Consider the following 16,162-nt stretch of genomic DNA (forward strand, 5'->3'; position numbering starts at 1 on the left):
CATGTACCCGTAGATGAGTATCTTCATCATGATATCCTCGGGTATGGCGCCATTCCACTTGCTTACTATCGTGTATTCTTCTTTTTGATAGATCTCATCTATAACATTGCTCAATACTCTGACAGTTGAGCTTTCTTCGATGTAGATCTCATAATTCATGTTAAGACGCACTTGACAATTTCTCATTTTTGTGGTACAATCCTTTCGTTGGTTTAATGGTTTTTGCAATTATATTATACCACAAAAAGAAGAGCTTGGCACTGTGCCAGGCTCTTTTTCTTTGTTGGGGCTGCAACAGCCCGATTCTTTTTCGGCTTTTGGATTTGAGTAAAATGAGCTTAAAGTTTTAGAATATTAATATGAATGTAAAGCAGGACATTTGATAATTATCATTTTGATCGATAAAAGTTATGCGAAAAATTTGTATGATGTGCACAAAAATAATGTGATATTAACCAAAATCGTTGAAAAGCACTTGAAAAATCTGCTGAATATGGTATAATATGAAATAGAGAAGTATCCCCTTTTATAGGGATGCTTTTAGGAAGGAGATATGGTGATCGCACCTTGATCTTGGTGCGTTTATGGAAAGGAAAAAAAGAATATGAAATTGAAAAAAAGCATTATTGCGGGACTGTGCTCAGCGGCTTTGACGGCGAGTATCATCCCTGTATCTGCTGAGGGAAGTGATACGGCGTTCTGTGAGGCAGTGCCCGAGAATGTCAGGATACTCGGCAGAACGGTATATAACGATGATTCACTGTGGCTTGCGAACTCCGTTTCGGGTGTTGAATTCACCGTTACAGGCTCACAGGTCACATTCAATCTGAAAGTATCAGGCGACCCGACACGTATCGGGGTATACCTCAATGGTCAGCTTTATCAGAGAGGTCTTATATCCTCTAAAAAGGGTAGCGTAACTATACCGCTGACTGATGGTGAGAACACCGTCAAGCTGATCAAGCTTTCGGAATCTATGCAGTCAGAGCTTGGCATTGACAGCATCGAGACCGACAAGGGGGCTTCTGTAAAGCCTACTGCGGCTAAGGAAAGAAAGCTGGAGTTCATCGGAGATTCCATAACCTGCGGCTATGGTATAGACCTTCCGCTGAAAGATCCCGAGACAGGCAAGACAAACAAATTCTCTACCGTAAGCGAGGATGCTTCAAAGACCTATGCTTATCAGATCGCTGAGATGCTAGACGCTGATGCGAATTTCTTCTCCATGAGCGGCTGCGGTATCTGGTGCAACTACGGCGGCAACAGAGATCACACAATGGAGAAGTATTACACAAAATCAAGTCTGAACACCTGGAACAGCATATCATCTACCGGATATACGTTGATACAGTCCTTTGACTGGGATTTTGCACAGTATCAGCCCGATTGTATCGTGATAAATCTCGGTACGAATGACTGGTCCTATTTCGGCAGTCATATCGAGGAGACTGACAATTTTGAGGAGAGCTACATTGATTTCCTGAAAATGGTCAGGGAGAATAATCCCGATGCTAAGATCATCTGCACACTGGGCATGATGGGAGCTGATCTCTTCGGCAATATTGAGACCGCTGTTGATTCCTATAAGGCTGATACAGGTGATAAAGAAGTATACACACTGGAACTGGAAACGATAGACAAGGATTCCGAGGGTTACGGCGTTGATTATCACCCCATGGCAGCCACAAATACAAGAGTGGCGTCTGATGAGCTGGGACCGTACATAGCTGAGGTGATGGACTGGAAGCTTGGTTCGATGCCTGATGACGGTACGCTGACACATACTCCCGATGATCTTGTTGTAGGTGAGTATCACGAACAGCGTGAAGACGCTGAAAGCTCGGCGACAGAAGAATCTTCCGCTGCTGACAGTTCGGACGCATCTTCGGGAAGCGAGAGTGCTTCTTCCGACAGCAATAATTCTTCAAATCAGGGAAGTGCTGCATCAAGCAGCAGATCTACTACAAATCCCAACAATTCAAATCAGAATCCTACTACGGGTCTGGCAGGTGGCATGGCAATGATCGCTCTTATGGGCGGCGCTGTGATCATCTCCAAGCGAAAAAAATGATTAATATCATCCAAAGGATAAAACCCTATTCCGCGTCTGTTTCAGGCGTATTTTACACTTGATGACGCGCGGCGCACAGTTTATTTTATTATAGTCTTTGTTTAATAATTATTGTGAAAAATTTTCAAAATTACTTGCAATTTTGAAAATAATGTGCTATAATATATTTGTGGATAATTATATAGTTTTTTTCGTGGCTCAGACCATGTGAATTATAGTAAGTATATGATCAGGGAAGGAAGATAGTTATGACATATATGCTCAACAATCTGGATGAAGCTGTTGACAGAAAGTTTCTGGTGACTAAGCCAATGAAAGCTCAGGCTGAGCCTGGTAGTATAATACACGTTCTTGATGTTAAGGACCGTAAAAAGGACGGTTATCTGGTTGAATACCGTGTGACCGACGTTGGTAAGGGCTACTCTTTCAGAGATTACGCTGCAAAGTTCAACAATGTCAAGGATTTCTGCAACTGGGCAAGACCTGACAATTTCATAGCAAGACATTATGAGGCATTTGACCTCAAGGAGATACAGAATTACATCAAGGTAACTGACAGAAGCTTTGTAACTTCTGCTCTGCCGATAATTGCAGTTCTTGCTATCGCACTCTTTGCACTGGGTCTGTTCGTTATCAAGGGCATCGTAGGCATCATCATTGCTGCGGTTGGCACACTTATAGTATTCGGTGGTGTTTCCTGGTTCTTCCGTTGGCAGAAGAGCCGTGTTAAGCTGAATCTTTACAGTAAGATAAGTTCCGACTGGGGCGTACAATTCAAGTAAGATCAAAGCCATGCAGAATTTTCTGCATGGCTTTTTTGTTTCATCATAGTTTCTTATATACTGACATTTCAGGGCATAAAAAACCGCCGCACCAAATCGGTACGGCGGTGATATTTTTTGATCAGAAGCCTGAATCTCTCATCTTCTTCTTGAAGTTTGCATTCATCTTTGCATTCTTCTTTTTCTGCTTAGCTGCCTTGAGCATATCTTCTCTGCTCATCTCAGCATCATCATCATCGTCATCGTCGGCAGACACGGGATTTTTGGTCACTGCTTCCGCTGCTTTGATGAGGTCATCTATGCTTTTTGATCTTGCGTTCTGGCTGACAGACGTACTTGTAACTGTCGATGAAGGTATTTCATTGACCTGTACAGATGTCTGACCAACACCGGGCATTGTTAACGAAGTCATGCCGCCAACGTTCTGAGCCTGGGGATATGTGCCCTGGGGATATACACCCTGCATCGGCTGCTGCTGCATACCCTGCTGAGGATAGGTTCCCTGCATTCCCTGCTGGGGATAGCCCATTCCCTGCTGAGGATATCCTGCCTGTCTGCCCTGCTGGGGATAACCCTGCTGCATTCCCTGCTGAGGATAGCCCATACCTTGCTGCGGATAACCGCCCTGCATACCCTGCTGGGGGTAACCCATTCCCTGCTGGGGATAACCGCCCTGCATACCCTGCTGAGGATAACCCATACCCTGCTGAGGATAGCCACTCTGTCTTCCCTGCTGGGGATAACCTACGCCGCCCTGCTGAGGGTAGCCCATACCCTGCTGAGGATAACCCTGCTGCATACCCTGCTGAGGGTAGCCGCCCTGGGGTATATTGAAGCCTGCCGCGCCCTGTCTGGTAGCGTCATCGGGCTGATCGAACATAGACTTAACGCCGCTGTCGATAGTCTTGACTTCAGAATCAGGTGCTGCTGCAGCTTCTTCAAAGAAGGGATTGCTGGAATCAACGCTGAATCCGTCTGCAAACTCTGCGGGAGCGCCAACGCTCTCAGTAGCTGCAACTGCGGTATCAGCTTCGGGAGCAACGTCAACATCAAAGCCGTTCATAAGATCCTCCATGCTGGGTTCAGCTGCGGGAGTCTCTTCTGCGGGTGCTTCTGCTGCTACAGGTATATCTGCTTCAGCAAGAGCAGCTTCGGCAACGGGTGCTTCTTCTGCAACAGGAACGATATCCTTCAGTGCCTTGCTTTCCTCTTCAGAGGTAACAACAGCGCACTCACCGTTTGCTGCGTTGGTCTGACCGAGCATTGCCAGACTTACCTTACCGGTCTCAACCACTTTGGAATCCTTGAACTGCATAGTAATGATGCCCTTTGCAGACCTGCCGTCGCAGTAATCGATGAATCTCTTAACTGCAACTGTTTCTGCGGGAAGTATCTCTACCATGCCGCCCCTTACAGTAACACTTGTGATACCGGTATAAGGCTGGTCATTGCTGTCAACTATTACGCATATTGCTGATTCATTTTCGGAAACATATTCGGGTTTATTATTTTTGATTATCTCTGCATACTGTTTTGCCAGATCGTAAAGCTCCTTGATCTCCATAATCCTTATCAACTGCCTTTCCTGTGAACTTGCTTATAGATCAGCCCTGCTGTGTGAAGAAGCAAAGCTGGTTCTTACCGCTTTCCTTTGCATTGAACATCGCAGTTTCCGCATTTCTGAACAGGTCATCTGCTGTCATTGCGTTCTCCGGGAAGCTTGCTGCGCCGTAGCTTGCTGCTACAGTATAGATGTTGCCGCCAATATTGATAGGCTCGCTGAATATTCCGCTTATGCCTGCTGCATACTTGAAGATCGCTTCATTAGTCATACCGCTGCCGAGAACGATACCGAACTCGTCACCGCCGATCTTTGCTGCGTATGCCTTATCGCCGCAGTAATTCTGGATCTTATCTGAATACTGCTTCAGCAGTTCATCGCCTATTACATGGCCGAAGTTATCGTTTATACGTCTGAAATCATCGAGATCGATATAGATCATTACGCAGTCGCCGCTCTCTTTGATCTGCTTTTCAAGATTATTCATGAAGCTCTCTCTGTTAGGCATACCTGTCAGCTTATCGTTATAAGCAAGAAACTTCATGGCTTCGCCCTGCTGTTCGATGATACGGTTCTTCTCGATAGCTTCATGGTAGCTCTTCTCGAGTTCTTCGTTCATTCTCTCTGTCTTGCTTGTGTAGAAATAGATAACTGTTGCGATACCCATAGAGATCAGTGTAACTACAAGACCGGGTATTGCTTTTGTACTGTGAGGTATGATCATCTGCACGATCAGAGTAAACAGTGTATTGAAACCATTAAGTATCAAAGCAGTGATATAACCCTTCTTCTGCGCAAACAGTACAAGAACAACTGTTACAACGACCTGTATCTGAGAGATAACGCCCGCCATAGGATTGTTACCCGTTTTGGGTGCTCCGCCGCCGGCGCTTGCAGGACGTGCCAGTTTGGACTGAACCAGACTGCATATCAGGTATACTAATATACCTGCAATAATAATGATCCATGTTCGGTTTTCTTTTTTCTTTTCCATCTTAAATAATTCCCCTATCCACAAATAGATTTGATGCCGGCAAACTCCCACCCTAGAAGTTTGCGGTGTGAAGCTTAGCTTTTCTTTCAGCTGCGAGCCTCTTGTTTCGGTCGATCATCTCTTTGAGCAGACCCTCTTTTTCTGCTGCAAATTCTGCGTCATAAACACAAGCGAGCGATATATCGTCCTCAGTTCCGAAATGCGATCTCTTGGTTATGTTTTTAACGACCGATGCCTCTATCGCAGGTGAATTCACCTGTGATGCGAGTATTACATGATAATCCCTGAAATCGTACTCACTGCCGAAGGAGGTATAAAGTCCGTCGGTAGATGAGAACAGCGCTATGAGACGCTTATCATCGATGTAGAAGCTTTCAAACATGGATGCTGCATTGGCATTGCACATCGAAGATGTGATATTCGCGGGATTTGCTTCCTCATACTCCATGGGCATTATTGCCTCTCCGTCTTCAAATATAGCCACGAAGCTTCCGTCACCGATCTGGACACCGAAGGTGAATCCGTTGCCGGCAACTGCAGCTATAAGCGTAGTACCGTAGTACTGCTCCGGGTTTATATTTTCAAACTCCTCAGGAGTAAAAGGCTTTTTCTCAACAGCTGTAACGGGGTGTTCTTCAAGATGTTTCAATACCTTGGTATTCCACGCTGCAATGATCTGTCTCTCGATATTTCTTATTATCATTTTGTGATTTTTCGGCAGGTTAGCTTCAAACGCTTCTGCGTCCTCATAGAACCTGTCGATAGTCTCGATAGTCGCCTCAACGGCGCACTGCGAGCCTATATTGCTGCGAAAGTGTTTCTTACTTCCGTGACCGTCTGCCACCACAGCTATAGCGTAACGGTCAGTTATCTTGTGTGCCGAGCTATCCTGGCAAACTATACCCTTTGCCACATGGCTGGCACCCATAACTGATTGGCTAAAGCCACTAAAAGACATTTCTAAACTACACTCCTTCCGACAACTTGCGCTTTACCAGCCCGTATCGTAAGGAACATCGCCGCCATCTGTCTGATCTCCAACCAGTTCCTGGATCTGCTGACCGAGCATTCTCTGCTTAGCAGCGTATACATCCTCTTCATTAAGCTCCTCGTTGGTCTCGTCGGAGAGTGTCATAGACTTACTTCCTATCTGGGAAGCTGTTACTGCGATGATCTTGATCATCGAAGCAAGCTGTCCGCCTGTGTAAGCGTGAACAACAGTGTCCTTGGAACCTGTGAACTCAGCGAGCATCTCATCGTTCGCCTCATCACCGATACCCAGTGCAGCCTTCAGACCGAACTTATACCAGCTGTTTGTCTGGAGTGCCTTCAGACCTGACTTATAGTCATCGGAAGGATAACCGTCAGTCATCAGGAACATTACAGGTGCGAATGACAGTGAAGGCGAGTTCAGGAAGCTGTTTCTGGACATTCTTGCAGCCAGCTCTGTAAATGCAGCGCCCATGCTGGTAACGCCCTGTGCGCCCAGTCTTGCCCACTCAAACTCCTCAATGGAGATAGGAGCGGAGTACATCCACCTTACATCTGTATCGAAAGTCAGTACAGCTACCTTAACATCGGTATCAGCCTCACCAACTTTTCTTATTTCGGGTATGAGCTCTTCCATAACGGTATTGAGCTGACCCATCTTCTTGCCCTTCATGCTTCCTGAAGTATCGATCAGGAAGAATATTACGAGGCTCTTTTTGGATACCGCAGTCGCACCCAGGGGATCATCGTCGTCGAAATCCAGCAGATCGTCGACCGTGGTGTTTTCCTTAACATCAGAATTCATATTATTCATAGATCTATTACGCCCTTTCCTTAAAATTTACATACTAGCCTTGACCTTGCCGAAGTCGACTTCAAGATCTTTCCAGATGGGGAAGCCCTTACCCGGCTGTATAGGATAATATTTTCCGTCGGGGAGTTTTGCCTGCCATGTATCCTCGGTACAGTTCTTGATACCGAGCACGCCGGGCTTCAGCTTGTTCTCAACAAGTTCGCCCGCAACAGTCAAGAAATCATCACACTCAGGGTCGATCTCGCATTTGTAGAATCTGCATCCCACATAAAGCGGCATCCTGTTATCCCTGTTATCAAAGCCCAGAGTAGCGAATTCAGCACCGCACTTGGGGCAGCGGAAGGTCTTTTCATCGACCCTTGCGAACATTGAAGTAAAGTTCGTTCTGCCGCATACGCACATGATGATCTCACTTCTCAGGCGAATGAACAGCTTCTGCCATTCATTCTCGATTATACGCTTGTTCGGGTCGGTAATACCCTGTGTGAAAGAGAGTATGAAAGCGTCTCTTATGTACTTGGGATATATCCTCCAGAACTTGATAACATTATCATGTATACCTCTTACAGGTCTGTTAGTAGCATTATCGGGGTCATATACGAACACAGCGTCCTGTCCGTAATGTCTGAGTTCGGAAGACTCAGTCAGGCAAACGTCCTTGACCACCTTCTCGCCCTCCATGGGGTCACCCCTGAACAGCAGTTTGAAGAGCACGACTGCCAGCGAATACTTATCCGTCTGAACATCAGGCTTAGCGATACCCCTTACGACCTCGGGAGCCATATATCCGGGCTTACCGCCGATACCGAAGTTGCTTCCGTCCGGTGCGATGTTATCGCAGTCGCAGACGAGAACGGCACCTGTATTAACGTTGATAAAGAAACCGCCGTCGTTAAGGTCCTGATAGCTCTTGCCCACACGGTGGAGCTGTCTGAAAGCATTAGCGATATTAATAACAGCGGTCACCATAGCATAAAGGCTCGTGAATCTTACGGGCTGCTTGGTAGCTCTGCCTGTCAGCGGGTCGATGACCAGCTTGTAGGTGTTGAGTATATCCACGAAGGAATCGAAGCTCTCGGGCTTCAGCTCCATGATATAGCCGAATGTTCCCTGGTCGTTCTCCTTGGTCAGATACTTGGGCCACAGGAACTTGTTGCTGGGAGCACCGTCCTGGATATTGTTCTTGATATTCTGTCTGAACTCCTTGGGACGCTTTATCTTATCAACATCATACCATTTAAGCGCCCATTTCTGGGAGTTGAACTCTACGAGGTAAACGATACCCTGACCACCGCTGCCGATGACCTTGAGGACTTTCGCTCTTCCTCCGAATTCCATCTCGACCTCCTGGCCGATCTTCAATTCAACCATCAGATATTTCCTCCGTTTTCATCCTTATATTGGCTTCTGCTTCAGTCCAACACCGACTGCCACTGTCTCATAATCGATATTATAAGTCAGGCAATACTTATGAACATAAGAATTGACATAGCAGCGGATCGTAAGCGACGGACAATAAGAGAAAGCATTCTTATCAATGAATTTTACGCTGTCGGGAAGGAACAGCTTTTCAAGCTTTTCACAGCCCGAGAACGCTTCAACGCCGATACTGCTTACGGTATTCGGCACATCAACGACGGTCAGATTTGAGCAGAACTCAAATGTATTATCGGGTATTTCAAGGATACCCTTGGGTATCTTTATCATTGCAAGCTTTCCGCACTGGCTGAATGCACCCTGTTCGATGACTCTCAGTCCTTCGGGAAGCTCGATTCCCTTGAGGTTCTTGCACTCGGAGAACGCATAGTCGCCTATCGCCATCATCGTGGAGGGAAGGCTGATAGATCTCATAAATGTGAATCTGTCAAAACAGAAGCTGTCTATCTTGGTGAATCCCTCAGGTATCACGATATTTCTTGCAAGTCTGTGTCTGCCTGCGTCAGAGGTCTTGAAGATCTTGGTATCGATCTTCAGCTTAGGACCGTTATCTTCTTCCTTTTCTTCGGGTTCTTCCTTCTTTTCTTCCTCTTTCTTGGTCATAGAGGACTGATAAGGCCAGCCGAGAGTATAGGTGAAGCAGGCAAGAACAAATTCAGCTGCATTCTCAGAAACGAAAAGCTCATTTATCATATAGCTCTTCGCGCTCAGCAAAGCGTATTCCCTGTTAGTCTTTTCTTCTTTTACCATATTTTTCAGAACGCCTGCCCTCATGGCATTTACCAGAAGTCTGCGTTCCTTTTCATATCCGTTAAGGTAATCATTCAGGGTAGACACAAATTGAGTAGGATCATTGATGAGAATACTGCCGTGCTTTTCCATTATTGTTTTAAGGATATGCTGTATCTCAATTGTGTTGTCAAATCCTTCGATATTCTGAGGTGCAGGAGCTCCGCATTCAGGACACTCTATAGCGTTCGGAGGCAGTTCGGCATTACATCTTTCACATTGCATTTTTCTTCTCTCCTGACATAAAAAATTTAGTTGACCGACTTTGATATTTCAGGTAAATGACCGCAATTTTCGTTCATAGTTTTCCGCAGCACGGGCATATCCCTTTAATGCCCGTAAGTTCTGCACTAACTCACGTTTTCAAGACGGTGCCGCCACAGACGGCATTGATGTATCGATTCCTTATTAAAGACGGTCTGAAAAGGTAAATTTTACATCGAAAAAATACTCTGATACATTTATTTCAGTATACCACTTTTTGATAAAATTGTCAAGTAAAAATGATATCCTTAAGTTGAAATTTACCGAAGATACACAAATAGAACGTTTTCGAAGCATGTATCTGGAACGTTTTCGGCAAAAAGGGCGGCAAGTCCCGCAGTAAAGCAGGTCCTCGCCGCCCGATATCAGTATCATCCAACAGAATAAACTGTATTTGAGGAAACGCCTTCCAGAGCATTGACCTGTTCTGCAAGCTTTTCAATTGTCTCCTCGGGAGCATCGACAGCAACACTGATTATGTTGATGCCTCTCTCCCTGTAAGGCACACCCATTCTTCCGACAACAAACTCGCTGTACTCATGAAGAAGAGCATTTACTCCCTCCACAGAAGCGCCTTTTTCGACTATTATCGCTACTATCGCTATCTTTGAAGCCATTGGTCTGCCCTACCTTTCTGATCGTATTCACGGACGACTTTGATTATTTCTTTTCGTTTGCTTTATGAAGAGTATCGTTGATCTCCTCAACGAGCTTGTTGATCTCGCCGATAGAAGTATCTATGATACCGGAGCTCTCGTTGGTGACATTAACGTTGTCATCAAGGGCGCTGAAAGCATCGATGGTAGTTTCAAGTATGGATATCAGCTGACTTACACTGCCTGCGTCCATAGTAGAGTTATCGTGGCAGAATGCAACGACATTAGTGAGCAGATCCTTTACGACAGCTGCTCTCTCACTGGTCTTGGTAGTGGATTCGCCGATAGTTTCCATATTCTTGAGTATGTTATCAACACCCTCTTTCAGCTTATCCGAAAGTTCAAGACATTCGTAGGTGATTTCAGCCAGCTTCTCGTGCTGTTCAGCCAGCTCGCTGTGTCTTGCCACCATAACGGATTTAGCGTGGATAACGCAGTTATCGGGTGTATTCAGACCTCTGTAAATAGCGATAGCCATTTCACGGCAGGATCTGTAACCGCAGGCACGGCAATCGTAGTGCTTCTCGTCCTCAGTATGCTGACCCATGCTCTCGTAGATGGGATCAAGCTGTCTCTCGGTAGGAACGGGAGTAGGAGTAACAGGCTTGTAGTTTCTCAGGAAGTCATTTAGCTTCAGCTCATCGTCGAACTTCTTCAGCAGCTTATCTTCGCCTCTGCCCATGAATCCACCCTTACGGCGGCTCTTAGCTTCCTTCTCGACTTCCTTCATGGTCAGCATAACGTCGAACATGGTCTGGTTGGTATCAGTACCGGGACCTACGTTGCAGCCGAATTCACATGACAGAACATCGAACACCTCGGGGTGCTTGAAATCAGGCATCTCGGCATACATATCCAGCTCGGGATATACCTTGTTGACACCCTCTGATGTTGTTACATTTATATCGGGATTATGGAGCCAGAGATTGTCTCTCAGTCCGCCCGGACGGGGATATATAGCACCAACCTGACCCTGCTGGTCATCGAATTTGTACTCATAATCCTCTGCACTTGAAACAGGTATGGATATACCGTTCTTCTCGAAATACTCATTCAGCTTTCTGAAAGTAACGTTGAAATCCACAAGACCTGTCTCCTCAAATTCATACTTCTTGGCAACACAAGGCGACAGCATCGCTATGGGATTGTTCCTGTTCAGGTACTTTCTGACATAAATAGCGCAGCACGAAACAGGGCTGTGTATAGGTGAAAGGTTAGCCAGCAGCTTAGGCTGGTAAGTTTCAACATACTTTACTATTGCAGAACATGGCTGTGTGATGATATTTCCGACCTTCTTCTGCTCTATAGCTCTCAGATGAGCCCATGTGCAGATATCCGCGCCGAAGGATACATCGTATATGATACATCCCTGCTTGCGGAACCAGTCGAGTATGCCTTTCCACTTTGTGGGGAATACAGACTTTATAGAAGGTGAAACAAGTATTATCATCTTATCGCGCTTCATCTTGTTCATGCACTCATCGGTATCATCGATAAAATCTCTCGCACCGTGATTACAGCTAACTACGCAGGCACCACAGCCTATGCAGCGGTCAGGATTGATCGAAGTTATGAACTTGCCGCCTTCGATCATCTTCGTTATATTAGCCTCAGGTGCGGGACAAGCCCTCACACAGGCGTTACAGCCCACACATTTTTCGGGCTTTACTATAATTAATTCACTCATAAGATTATGCACTCCTTACCATTATATTCCGATCAGACGGGGATCTTATTTTTTCAGCGAATTAGCTTTCTTCATAAGCTCTGCCAGATCTACGCCGCCTGATTTTTTCTCATCGGCTGATTTCTCGGCAGGAGCATCTCCGGACTTCTTCTCGTCCTTGCTTTCAGCCTTCTCCTCGCCTTTATCCTCACCGTTATCGCCCTTGTTCTTGTCACCGCCGATGGCAGCAGCCATCTTAGCCAGCTCATCAAGTCTTGCATTGGACTTCTTAGACTGCTCGGAAGGCTTTCTGGGCTCGGGCGCATCGGGAAGCTCAGCCTCGAAAGTCTCAGGCATCTTGAACTCGGGAACTCCGCCCTCGGTAAGTTTATTCTCGGTAGTTTTGAGCAGCTTTTCAGCTTCTGCGCTCTTATCCTTGATAACCGCGAATACATCATTCAGCTCGGTAAGATGCTTACCCAGCGCTTCAACGTCCTGGAGCATAGCGGCTCTCAGGTTATTGGAAGCCACCTTCATCTTCTCAGCTGCATTCTTGGATTCTGCATCGGTCTCGGCTGCTTTCTTTTCAGCCTCATATACTATCTCGGCAGCAGTGTGGTTAGCATCATCGATCATCTCCTTGATGAGCTCCTCTGTCTGTGCCTTCTTTTCTTCAGCTTCTTTATTTGCATTGGCAACGACAGCTGTTGCGGAAGCCTGTGCTGCTATGAACACCTGGCTAAGTGCATTAGCCTCGTTATCAGATTCGTATGCGTTAAGCTTTGACTTTGCATCTTCAAGCTCTTTCAGTGTATCTGCATGAGTTGCCTTCAGAGCTGCCAGCTCCTCGGCAAGCTTTGCTTTATCCTCCTCAGCAGCTTTCAGCTTGGTGGAAGCAGTCTCATTCTGCACCTGAAGACTTGTCAGCTTGACTTTCTCCTGGGTGAGCACTGCTTCATGCGCCTTTTCCTCGGAAGATCCTTTCTTATATTCCTCGATGAGCATCTTGGTCTCACGAAGTTCATTCTTAAGGTCGAAAAGCTGAGTGTTCAGAAATTCAAATCTCTTTATGACATCACTTCTGTCATAGCCGCCGAATTCGACCGTTCTGATAAATCTAGTATCCGCCATTATATCATCCTCCTGATGCCAAACTGTCCTAAAAAGGCGTAGGCAAGCTAATCAATTAAACGAAAGCTGTGCTCTTTGCTCAGTTCATTAATAATTACAATAATAGTATAAAACTTTTTTTCATAATTGTCAATAGATTTTTTCATAAACAAAGAAAGTTTTTCTACGTTTTATTCAAAACAGTTAAGTTAGTTTAGTTCGGACTTGTGAAACAGCCCAAAATTTGCGCCATTCAACCAGTTTTAGAGTTAACAATTTATTTAAACTGTACAAAACAGTTCAGATTTATTGAATGCAGAAATTATTAACTGTAATTTGTGCAGTTTTTACAAAGCACAAGTATATTAATATATATAAATATATAGTATAGTTGCTGTGGTCCGCGAAACAAAAGCACTCACCGTTCCCCGATGAGCGCTTGACCATTTTATGGTATTTACCAATCATTTTCACAGTCCTTAATAAGACGCTGTACCTCTTCATTGAAATAAAGCCCTACATCGAACAGTTTGTCAGCCTGCTGTTTGGTTATCTTGCCCGAAAGGGAATACACGAACTGTCCGTGCTGGCGCTGTGTGCCGTCCCATGAGTCTATCACCTTTATCCAGCCCGCTTTTCCCAATGCCCTTTCAGGGAATTTTGCGCCGGGTATGAATTTCTCAGCCAGCATTATCGCGCACCTGTTATGATTTGTATAATCGCAGGAATAGGTATCCCCCTGCGGCGACATCCAGCCAAGCTTGAAATTATCATCGTTCTTGAAAAACATCTTCTCCAGCGGAAGAGGGTGTTTCTTATCCGATTCTATTATCTTTACAAAATGATAGTCGTCTTCTTTGAAGGAGTAATAACCGCCGCTGCCGTCAAGAACTACGGGAAGCTGCTCTTTCTTCACAACTTTCTCGAAGAGTGTGCCTTTAAGAGATTCCAGTGTATCATGGTACTCATTGCAGTACAGCCCTGTCGGCGACCTATACACAGCATATTTCTTCACAGCGTTCACCCCCCTCTCCACGAACTATACATTCATTAAATATTTTATCACATTTCTGCCTTATTTGTCAATAGCTAAAATTGTATATATCTATTTTTACAGGCAATATGCGTCACACTACCTGGAACAGGTAGAATTTAAGGTAATCCGTTTCGGGAACATTCATGAGTATAGGGTGGTCAGGTGCCTGCTGACGGGCTTCAACCAGTTTCAGCCTTACGCCTGCATCCTGTGCGGCGCTCATCAGCATCTTAACGAAAAGCTCATTGGTCATAAAATGTGAACAGGAGCAGGTCGCAAGATATCCGCCGCGGGGCAGCATCTTCATTGCACGATAGTTTATCTCCTTGTAGCCTCTTTCCGCTGAATTCACGGTCTTGCGGCTTTTGGTGAATGCGGGAGGATCTAGGATAACGAAGTCATATCCCGCCTTTTCCTCTGTCAGTTTCGGCAGAAGGTCAAACACATCGGCACAGATAAAGTCCATTTTATCGGACAGTCCATTCCTCTCCGCATTAGCCTTTGCAGTATCCACTGCGAACTGCGAAACATCAACAGCCGTAACGTGCGCCGCGCCGCCGAAAGCCGCATTAAGCGCAAAAGAGCCTGTATGTGTGAAGCAGTCCAGCACCTTTTTGCCCTTTGCCAGCTTAGCCGCCGCCAGACGGTTATACTTCTGATCAAGGAAAAATCCAGTCTTCTGACCGTTCTCTACGTCCACCTTGTAGATTATGCCGTTCTCGCATATCTCGGTAACAGGTGACTCGGGAGGTGTAGGCAGAAAATCAACCCTGTACCAGCCCTTGCCGGTACCAAGACCTTCCAGCTCACGGATAGCTACATCATTTCTCTCCATAATTCCCCGCAGAGCTACACCGTCAGCGGCAAGTTCCTCGGTCAGCAGACGGTACAGCATATCCTTTCTCTGCTCCATGCCGTAGCTCAGCACCTGCACCGAAAGTATATCGTTATAGCGGTCTACAGTCAGCCCGGGAAGTCCGTCGGATTCACCGTGAACCAGTCGGCAGGCAGAGATATCATCACCCATGACGGTCTTGCGGTGGTCGAGAGCGTATCTTATCCTGCGGCGGAAAAAGCTCTCGCCGAAGGTTTCATTGGCATTGTCCGAAAGTATCCTCACCCTGATCTTGCTGTTAAGGCTCACAAGTCCCGAACCCAGATAGCTTCCCTTAGGTGAAAGAACATCGGCGATACTGCCGTTCTCCACCCCCTCGGGAGATACCTCTATCTCGTTGTCATACACCCAGGGGTGTCCGCCTTTCAGCCTGTTTTCACACCTTTTACTGACTTTGAAAGCAGGAAAGCTCCTCTGCTGCTTCATTTATTTTTCCTCCTCTTTTTTCCTGTATGTCATCTTCATATCGATGGCGAATATTATCAGATCAAAAAATACCAGTAATATTCCCCAAGCGTATAACTGCGTGAACATCATCTTCATGGGAAGCAGTTTTATCACACGGTCAGCCCATATACCGCAGAAATACAGCGTTACTATAAAAGCCGAGATATCAAAAGCGATCTGAAGTCCCGATATGATCCTCAGCGTTTCAGCACTGCGCTCAGATCCCCTGCGGGTAACTATCCTGCGCAGAAGAATTATCGTCCACCCGCCCAGCAGAAGTGCCGCCGCTGATACGAAAAACGGATAGAATACAAGAATTTTCTTCCCCGTCACATCGTAGGGCTGATAGGCGTGAAATATCTCATGCAGTCTTTCAGCCACGGACATTCCCGCCGTCATTTCATGCACCGATTTAAAATGCACGCCTGTCTCACTCGGGAACTTATGATACACAAACAGCATTCTCAATAAGCTGATATCGAATATTAACCAGCTCAGCGCCCTGAAAATGATATGGTTAATGGCTGTATGCCCGATCACCGTTTTATCATCACCGTCGCAGTGCATGATCTTTCCTATAATAATCCCGTGTGAGCCTTTGCCTGTAAGCAGTTTTTTCAGCTTACGTTTTTTCTCATCAGTCATTGTTT

The 16,162-nt window shown here is 45.9% G+C and carries 14 protein-coding genes; 2 read left to right on the forward strand and 12 right to left on the reverse strand.

All coding sequences use genetic code 11. The features are described 5' to 3' along the window. Positions 1-604: 604 nt before the first annotated feature. Both BM265_RS14245 and BM265_RS14250 read left to right on the forward strand, forming a co-directional pair. On the forward strand, positions 605-2,071 hold the full coding sequence (locus BM265_RS14245) for a GDSL-type esterase/lipase family protein (protein ID WP_074962575.1): 1,467 nt from the start codon (positions 605-607) through the stop codon (positions 2,069-2,071). 248 nt (positions 2,072-2,319) lie between these two features. Continuing rightward, positions 2,320-2,853 (forward strand): hypothetical protein, encoded by a 534-nt coding sequence (locus tag BM265_RS14250; RefSeq protein ID WP_074832478.1) that lies wholly within the window; start codon positions 2,320-2,322, stop codon positions 2,851-2,853. 121 nt (positions 2,854-2,974) lie between these two features. Here the strand turns inward: BM265_RS14250 and BM265_RS14255 are convergent, their stop codons facing one another. From BM265_RS14255 to BM265_RS14315, 12 genes are all read right to left on the reverse strand, one after another. Further along, positions 2,975-4,417: a hypothetical protein gene (locus tag BM265_RS14255; RefSeq protein WP_074962577.1), complete on the reverse strand. Its 1,443-nt coding sequence runs from the start codon at positions 4,415-4,417 to the stop codon at positions 2,975-2,977. A gap of 40 nt (positions 4,418-4,457) precedes the next feature. After that, complete coding sequence (locus BM265_RS14260; protein ID WP_074962578.1) at positions 4,458-5,408, reverse strand: GGDEF domain-containing protein; 951 nt, start codon at positions 5,406-5,408, stop codon at positions 4,458-4,460. 52 nt (positions 5,409-5,460) lie between these two features. Continuing rightward, complete coding sequence (locus BM265_RS14265) at positions 5,461-6,321, reverse strand: PP2C family serine/threonine-protein phosphatase (protein ID WP_242940860.1); 861 nt, start codon at positions 6,319-6,321, stop codon at positions 5,461-5,463. Between the two features lie 78 nt (positions 6,322-6,399). Beyond that, positions 6,400-7,212, reverse strand: a complete 813-nt coding sequence (locus tag BM265_RS14270) for a vWA domain-containing protein (RefSeq protein ID WP_074832466.1) — start codon at positions 7,210-7,212, stop codon at positions 6,400-6,402. A gap of 27 nt (positions 7,213-7,239) precedes the next feature. Then, complete coding sequence (locus BM265_RS14275; RefSeq protein WP_074962582.1) at positions 7,240-8,583, reverse strand: serine/threonine protein kinase; 1,344 nt, start codon at positions 8,581-8,583, stop codon at positions 7,240-7,242. A 24-nt stretch (positions 8,584-8,607) separates the two neighbouring features. Beyond that, positions 8,608-9,663: a leucine-rich repeat domain-containing protein gene (locus BM265_RS14280; protein ID WP_074962584.1), complete on the reverse strand. Its 1,056-nt coding sequence runs from the start codon at positions 9,661-9,663 to the stop codon at positions 8,608-8,610. Positions 9,664-10,073: 410 nt separating this feature from the next. Beyond that, entirely contained in the window at positions 10,074-10,319 is a 246-nt protein-coding gene (locus tag BM265_RS14290; RefSeq protein ID WP_074962588.1) for a TM1266 family iron-only hydrogenase system putative regulator, read from the reverse strand. A 43-nt stretch (positions 10,320-10,362) separates the two neighbouring features. After that, positions 10,363-12,045 (reverse strand): [Fe-Fe] hydrogenase large subunit C-terminal domain-containing protein, encoded by a 1,683-nt coding sequence (locus BM265_RS14295; protein WP_074962590.1) that lies wholly within the window; start codon positions 12,043-12,045, stop codon positions 10,363-10,365. A gap of 45 nt (positions 12,046-12,090) precedes the next feature. After that, positions 12,091-13,155: a plectin gene (locus BM265_RS14300; protein ID WP_074962592.1), complete on the reverse strand. Its 1,065-nt coding sequence runs from the start codon at positions 13,153-13,155 to the stop codon at positions 12,091-12,093. 436 nt (positions 13,156-13,591) lie between these two features. After that, on the reverse strand, positions 13,592-14,149 hold the full coding sequence (locus BM265_RS14305) for a hypothetical protein (protein WP_074962593.1): 558 nt from the start codon (positions 14,147-14,149) through the stop codon (positions 13,592-13,594). Positions 14,150-14,261: 112 nt separating this feature from the next. Beyond that, the gene (locus BM265_RS14310) at positions 14,262-15,491 is read right to left on the reverse strand and encodes a class I SAM-dependent rRNA methyltransferase (RefSeq protein ID WP_074962595.1); all 1,230 of its coding nucleotides are present in this window, start codon (positions 15,489-15,491) and stop codon (positions 14,262-14,264) included. Then, positions 15,492-16,157 carry a hypothetical protein gene (locus BM265_RS14315; protein WP_074962596.1) on the reverse strand — a complete coding sequence of 222 codons (666 nt, stop codon included), beginning with the start codon at positions 16,155-16,157 and terminating at the stop codon, positions 15,492-15,494. Between the last annotated feature and the right edge of the window lie 5 nt (positions 16,158-16,162).

Source organism: Hominimerdicola alba (assembly GCF_900112155.1).
In the GTDB taxonomy this organism is placed as follows: Bacteria; Bacillota; Clostridia; order Oscillospirales; family Ruminococcaceae; genus Hominimerdicola; species Hominimerdicola alba_D.

Coding starts and splice junctions, on each gene's coding strand:
- BM265_RS14290 (WP_074962588.1), bottom strand. CDS start 10,319: ATGGCTTCAAAGATAGCGATAGTAGCGATAATAGTCGAAAAAGGCGCT.
- BM265_RS14245 (WP_074962575.1), top strand. CDS start 605: ATGAAATTGAAAAAAAGCATTATTGCGGGACTGTGCTCAGCGGCTTTG.
- BM265_RS14295 (WP_074962590.1), bottom strand. CDS start 12,045: ATGAGTGAATTAATTATAGTAAAGCCCGAAAAATGTGTGGGCTGTAAC.
- BM265_RS14255 (WP_074962577.1), bottom strand. CDS start 4,417: ATGGAGATCAAGGAGCTTTACGATCTGGCAAAACAGTATGCAGAGATA.
- BM265_RS14250 (WP_074832478.1), top strand. CDS start 2,320: ATGACATATATGCTCAACAATCTGGATGAAGCTGTTGACAGAAAGTTT.
- BM265_RS14310 (WP_074962595.1), bottom strand. CDS start 15,491: ATGAAGCAGCAGAGGAGCTTTCCTGCTTTCAAAGTCAGTAAAAGGTGT.
- BM265_RS14315 (WP_074962596.1), bottom strand. CDS start 16,157: ATGACTGATGAGAAAAAACGTAAGCTGAAAAAACTGCTTACAGGCAAA.
- BM265_RS14275 (WP_074962582.1), bottom strand. CDS start 8,583: ATGGTTGAATTGAAGATCGGCCAGGAGGTCGAGATGGAATTCGGAGGA.
- BM265_RS14300 (WP_074962592.1), bottom strand. CDS start 13,155: ATGGCGGATACTAGATTTATCAGAACGGTCGAATTCGGCGGCTATGAC.
- BM265_RS14260 (WP_074962578.1), bottom strand. CDS start 5,408: ATGGAAAAGAAAAAAGAAAACCGAACATGGATCATTATTATTGCAGGT.
- BM265_RS14280 (WP_074962584.1), bottom strand. CDS start 9,663: ATGCAATGTGAAAGATGTAATGCCGAACTGCCTCCGAACGCTATAGAG.
- BM265_RS14270 (WP_074832466.1), bottom strand. CDS start 7,212: ATGAATAATATGAATTCTGATGTTAAGGAAAACACCACGGTCGACGAT.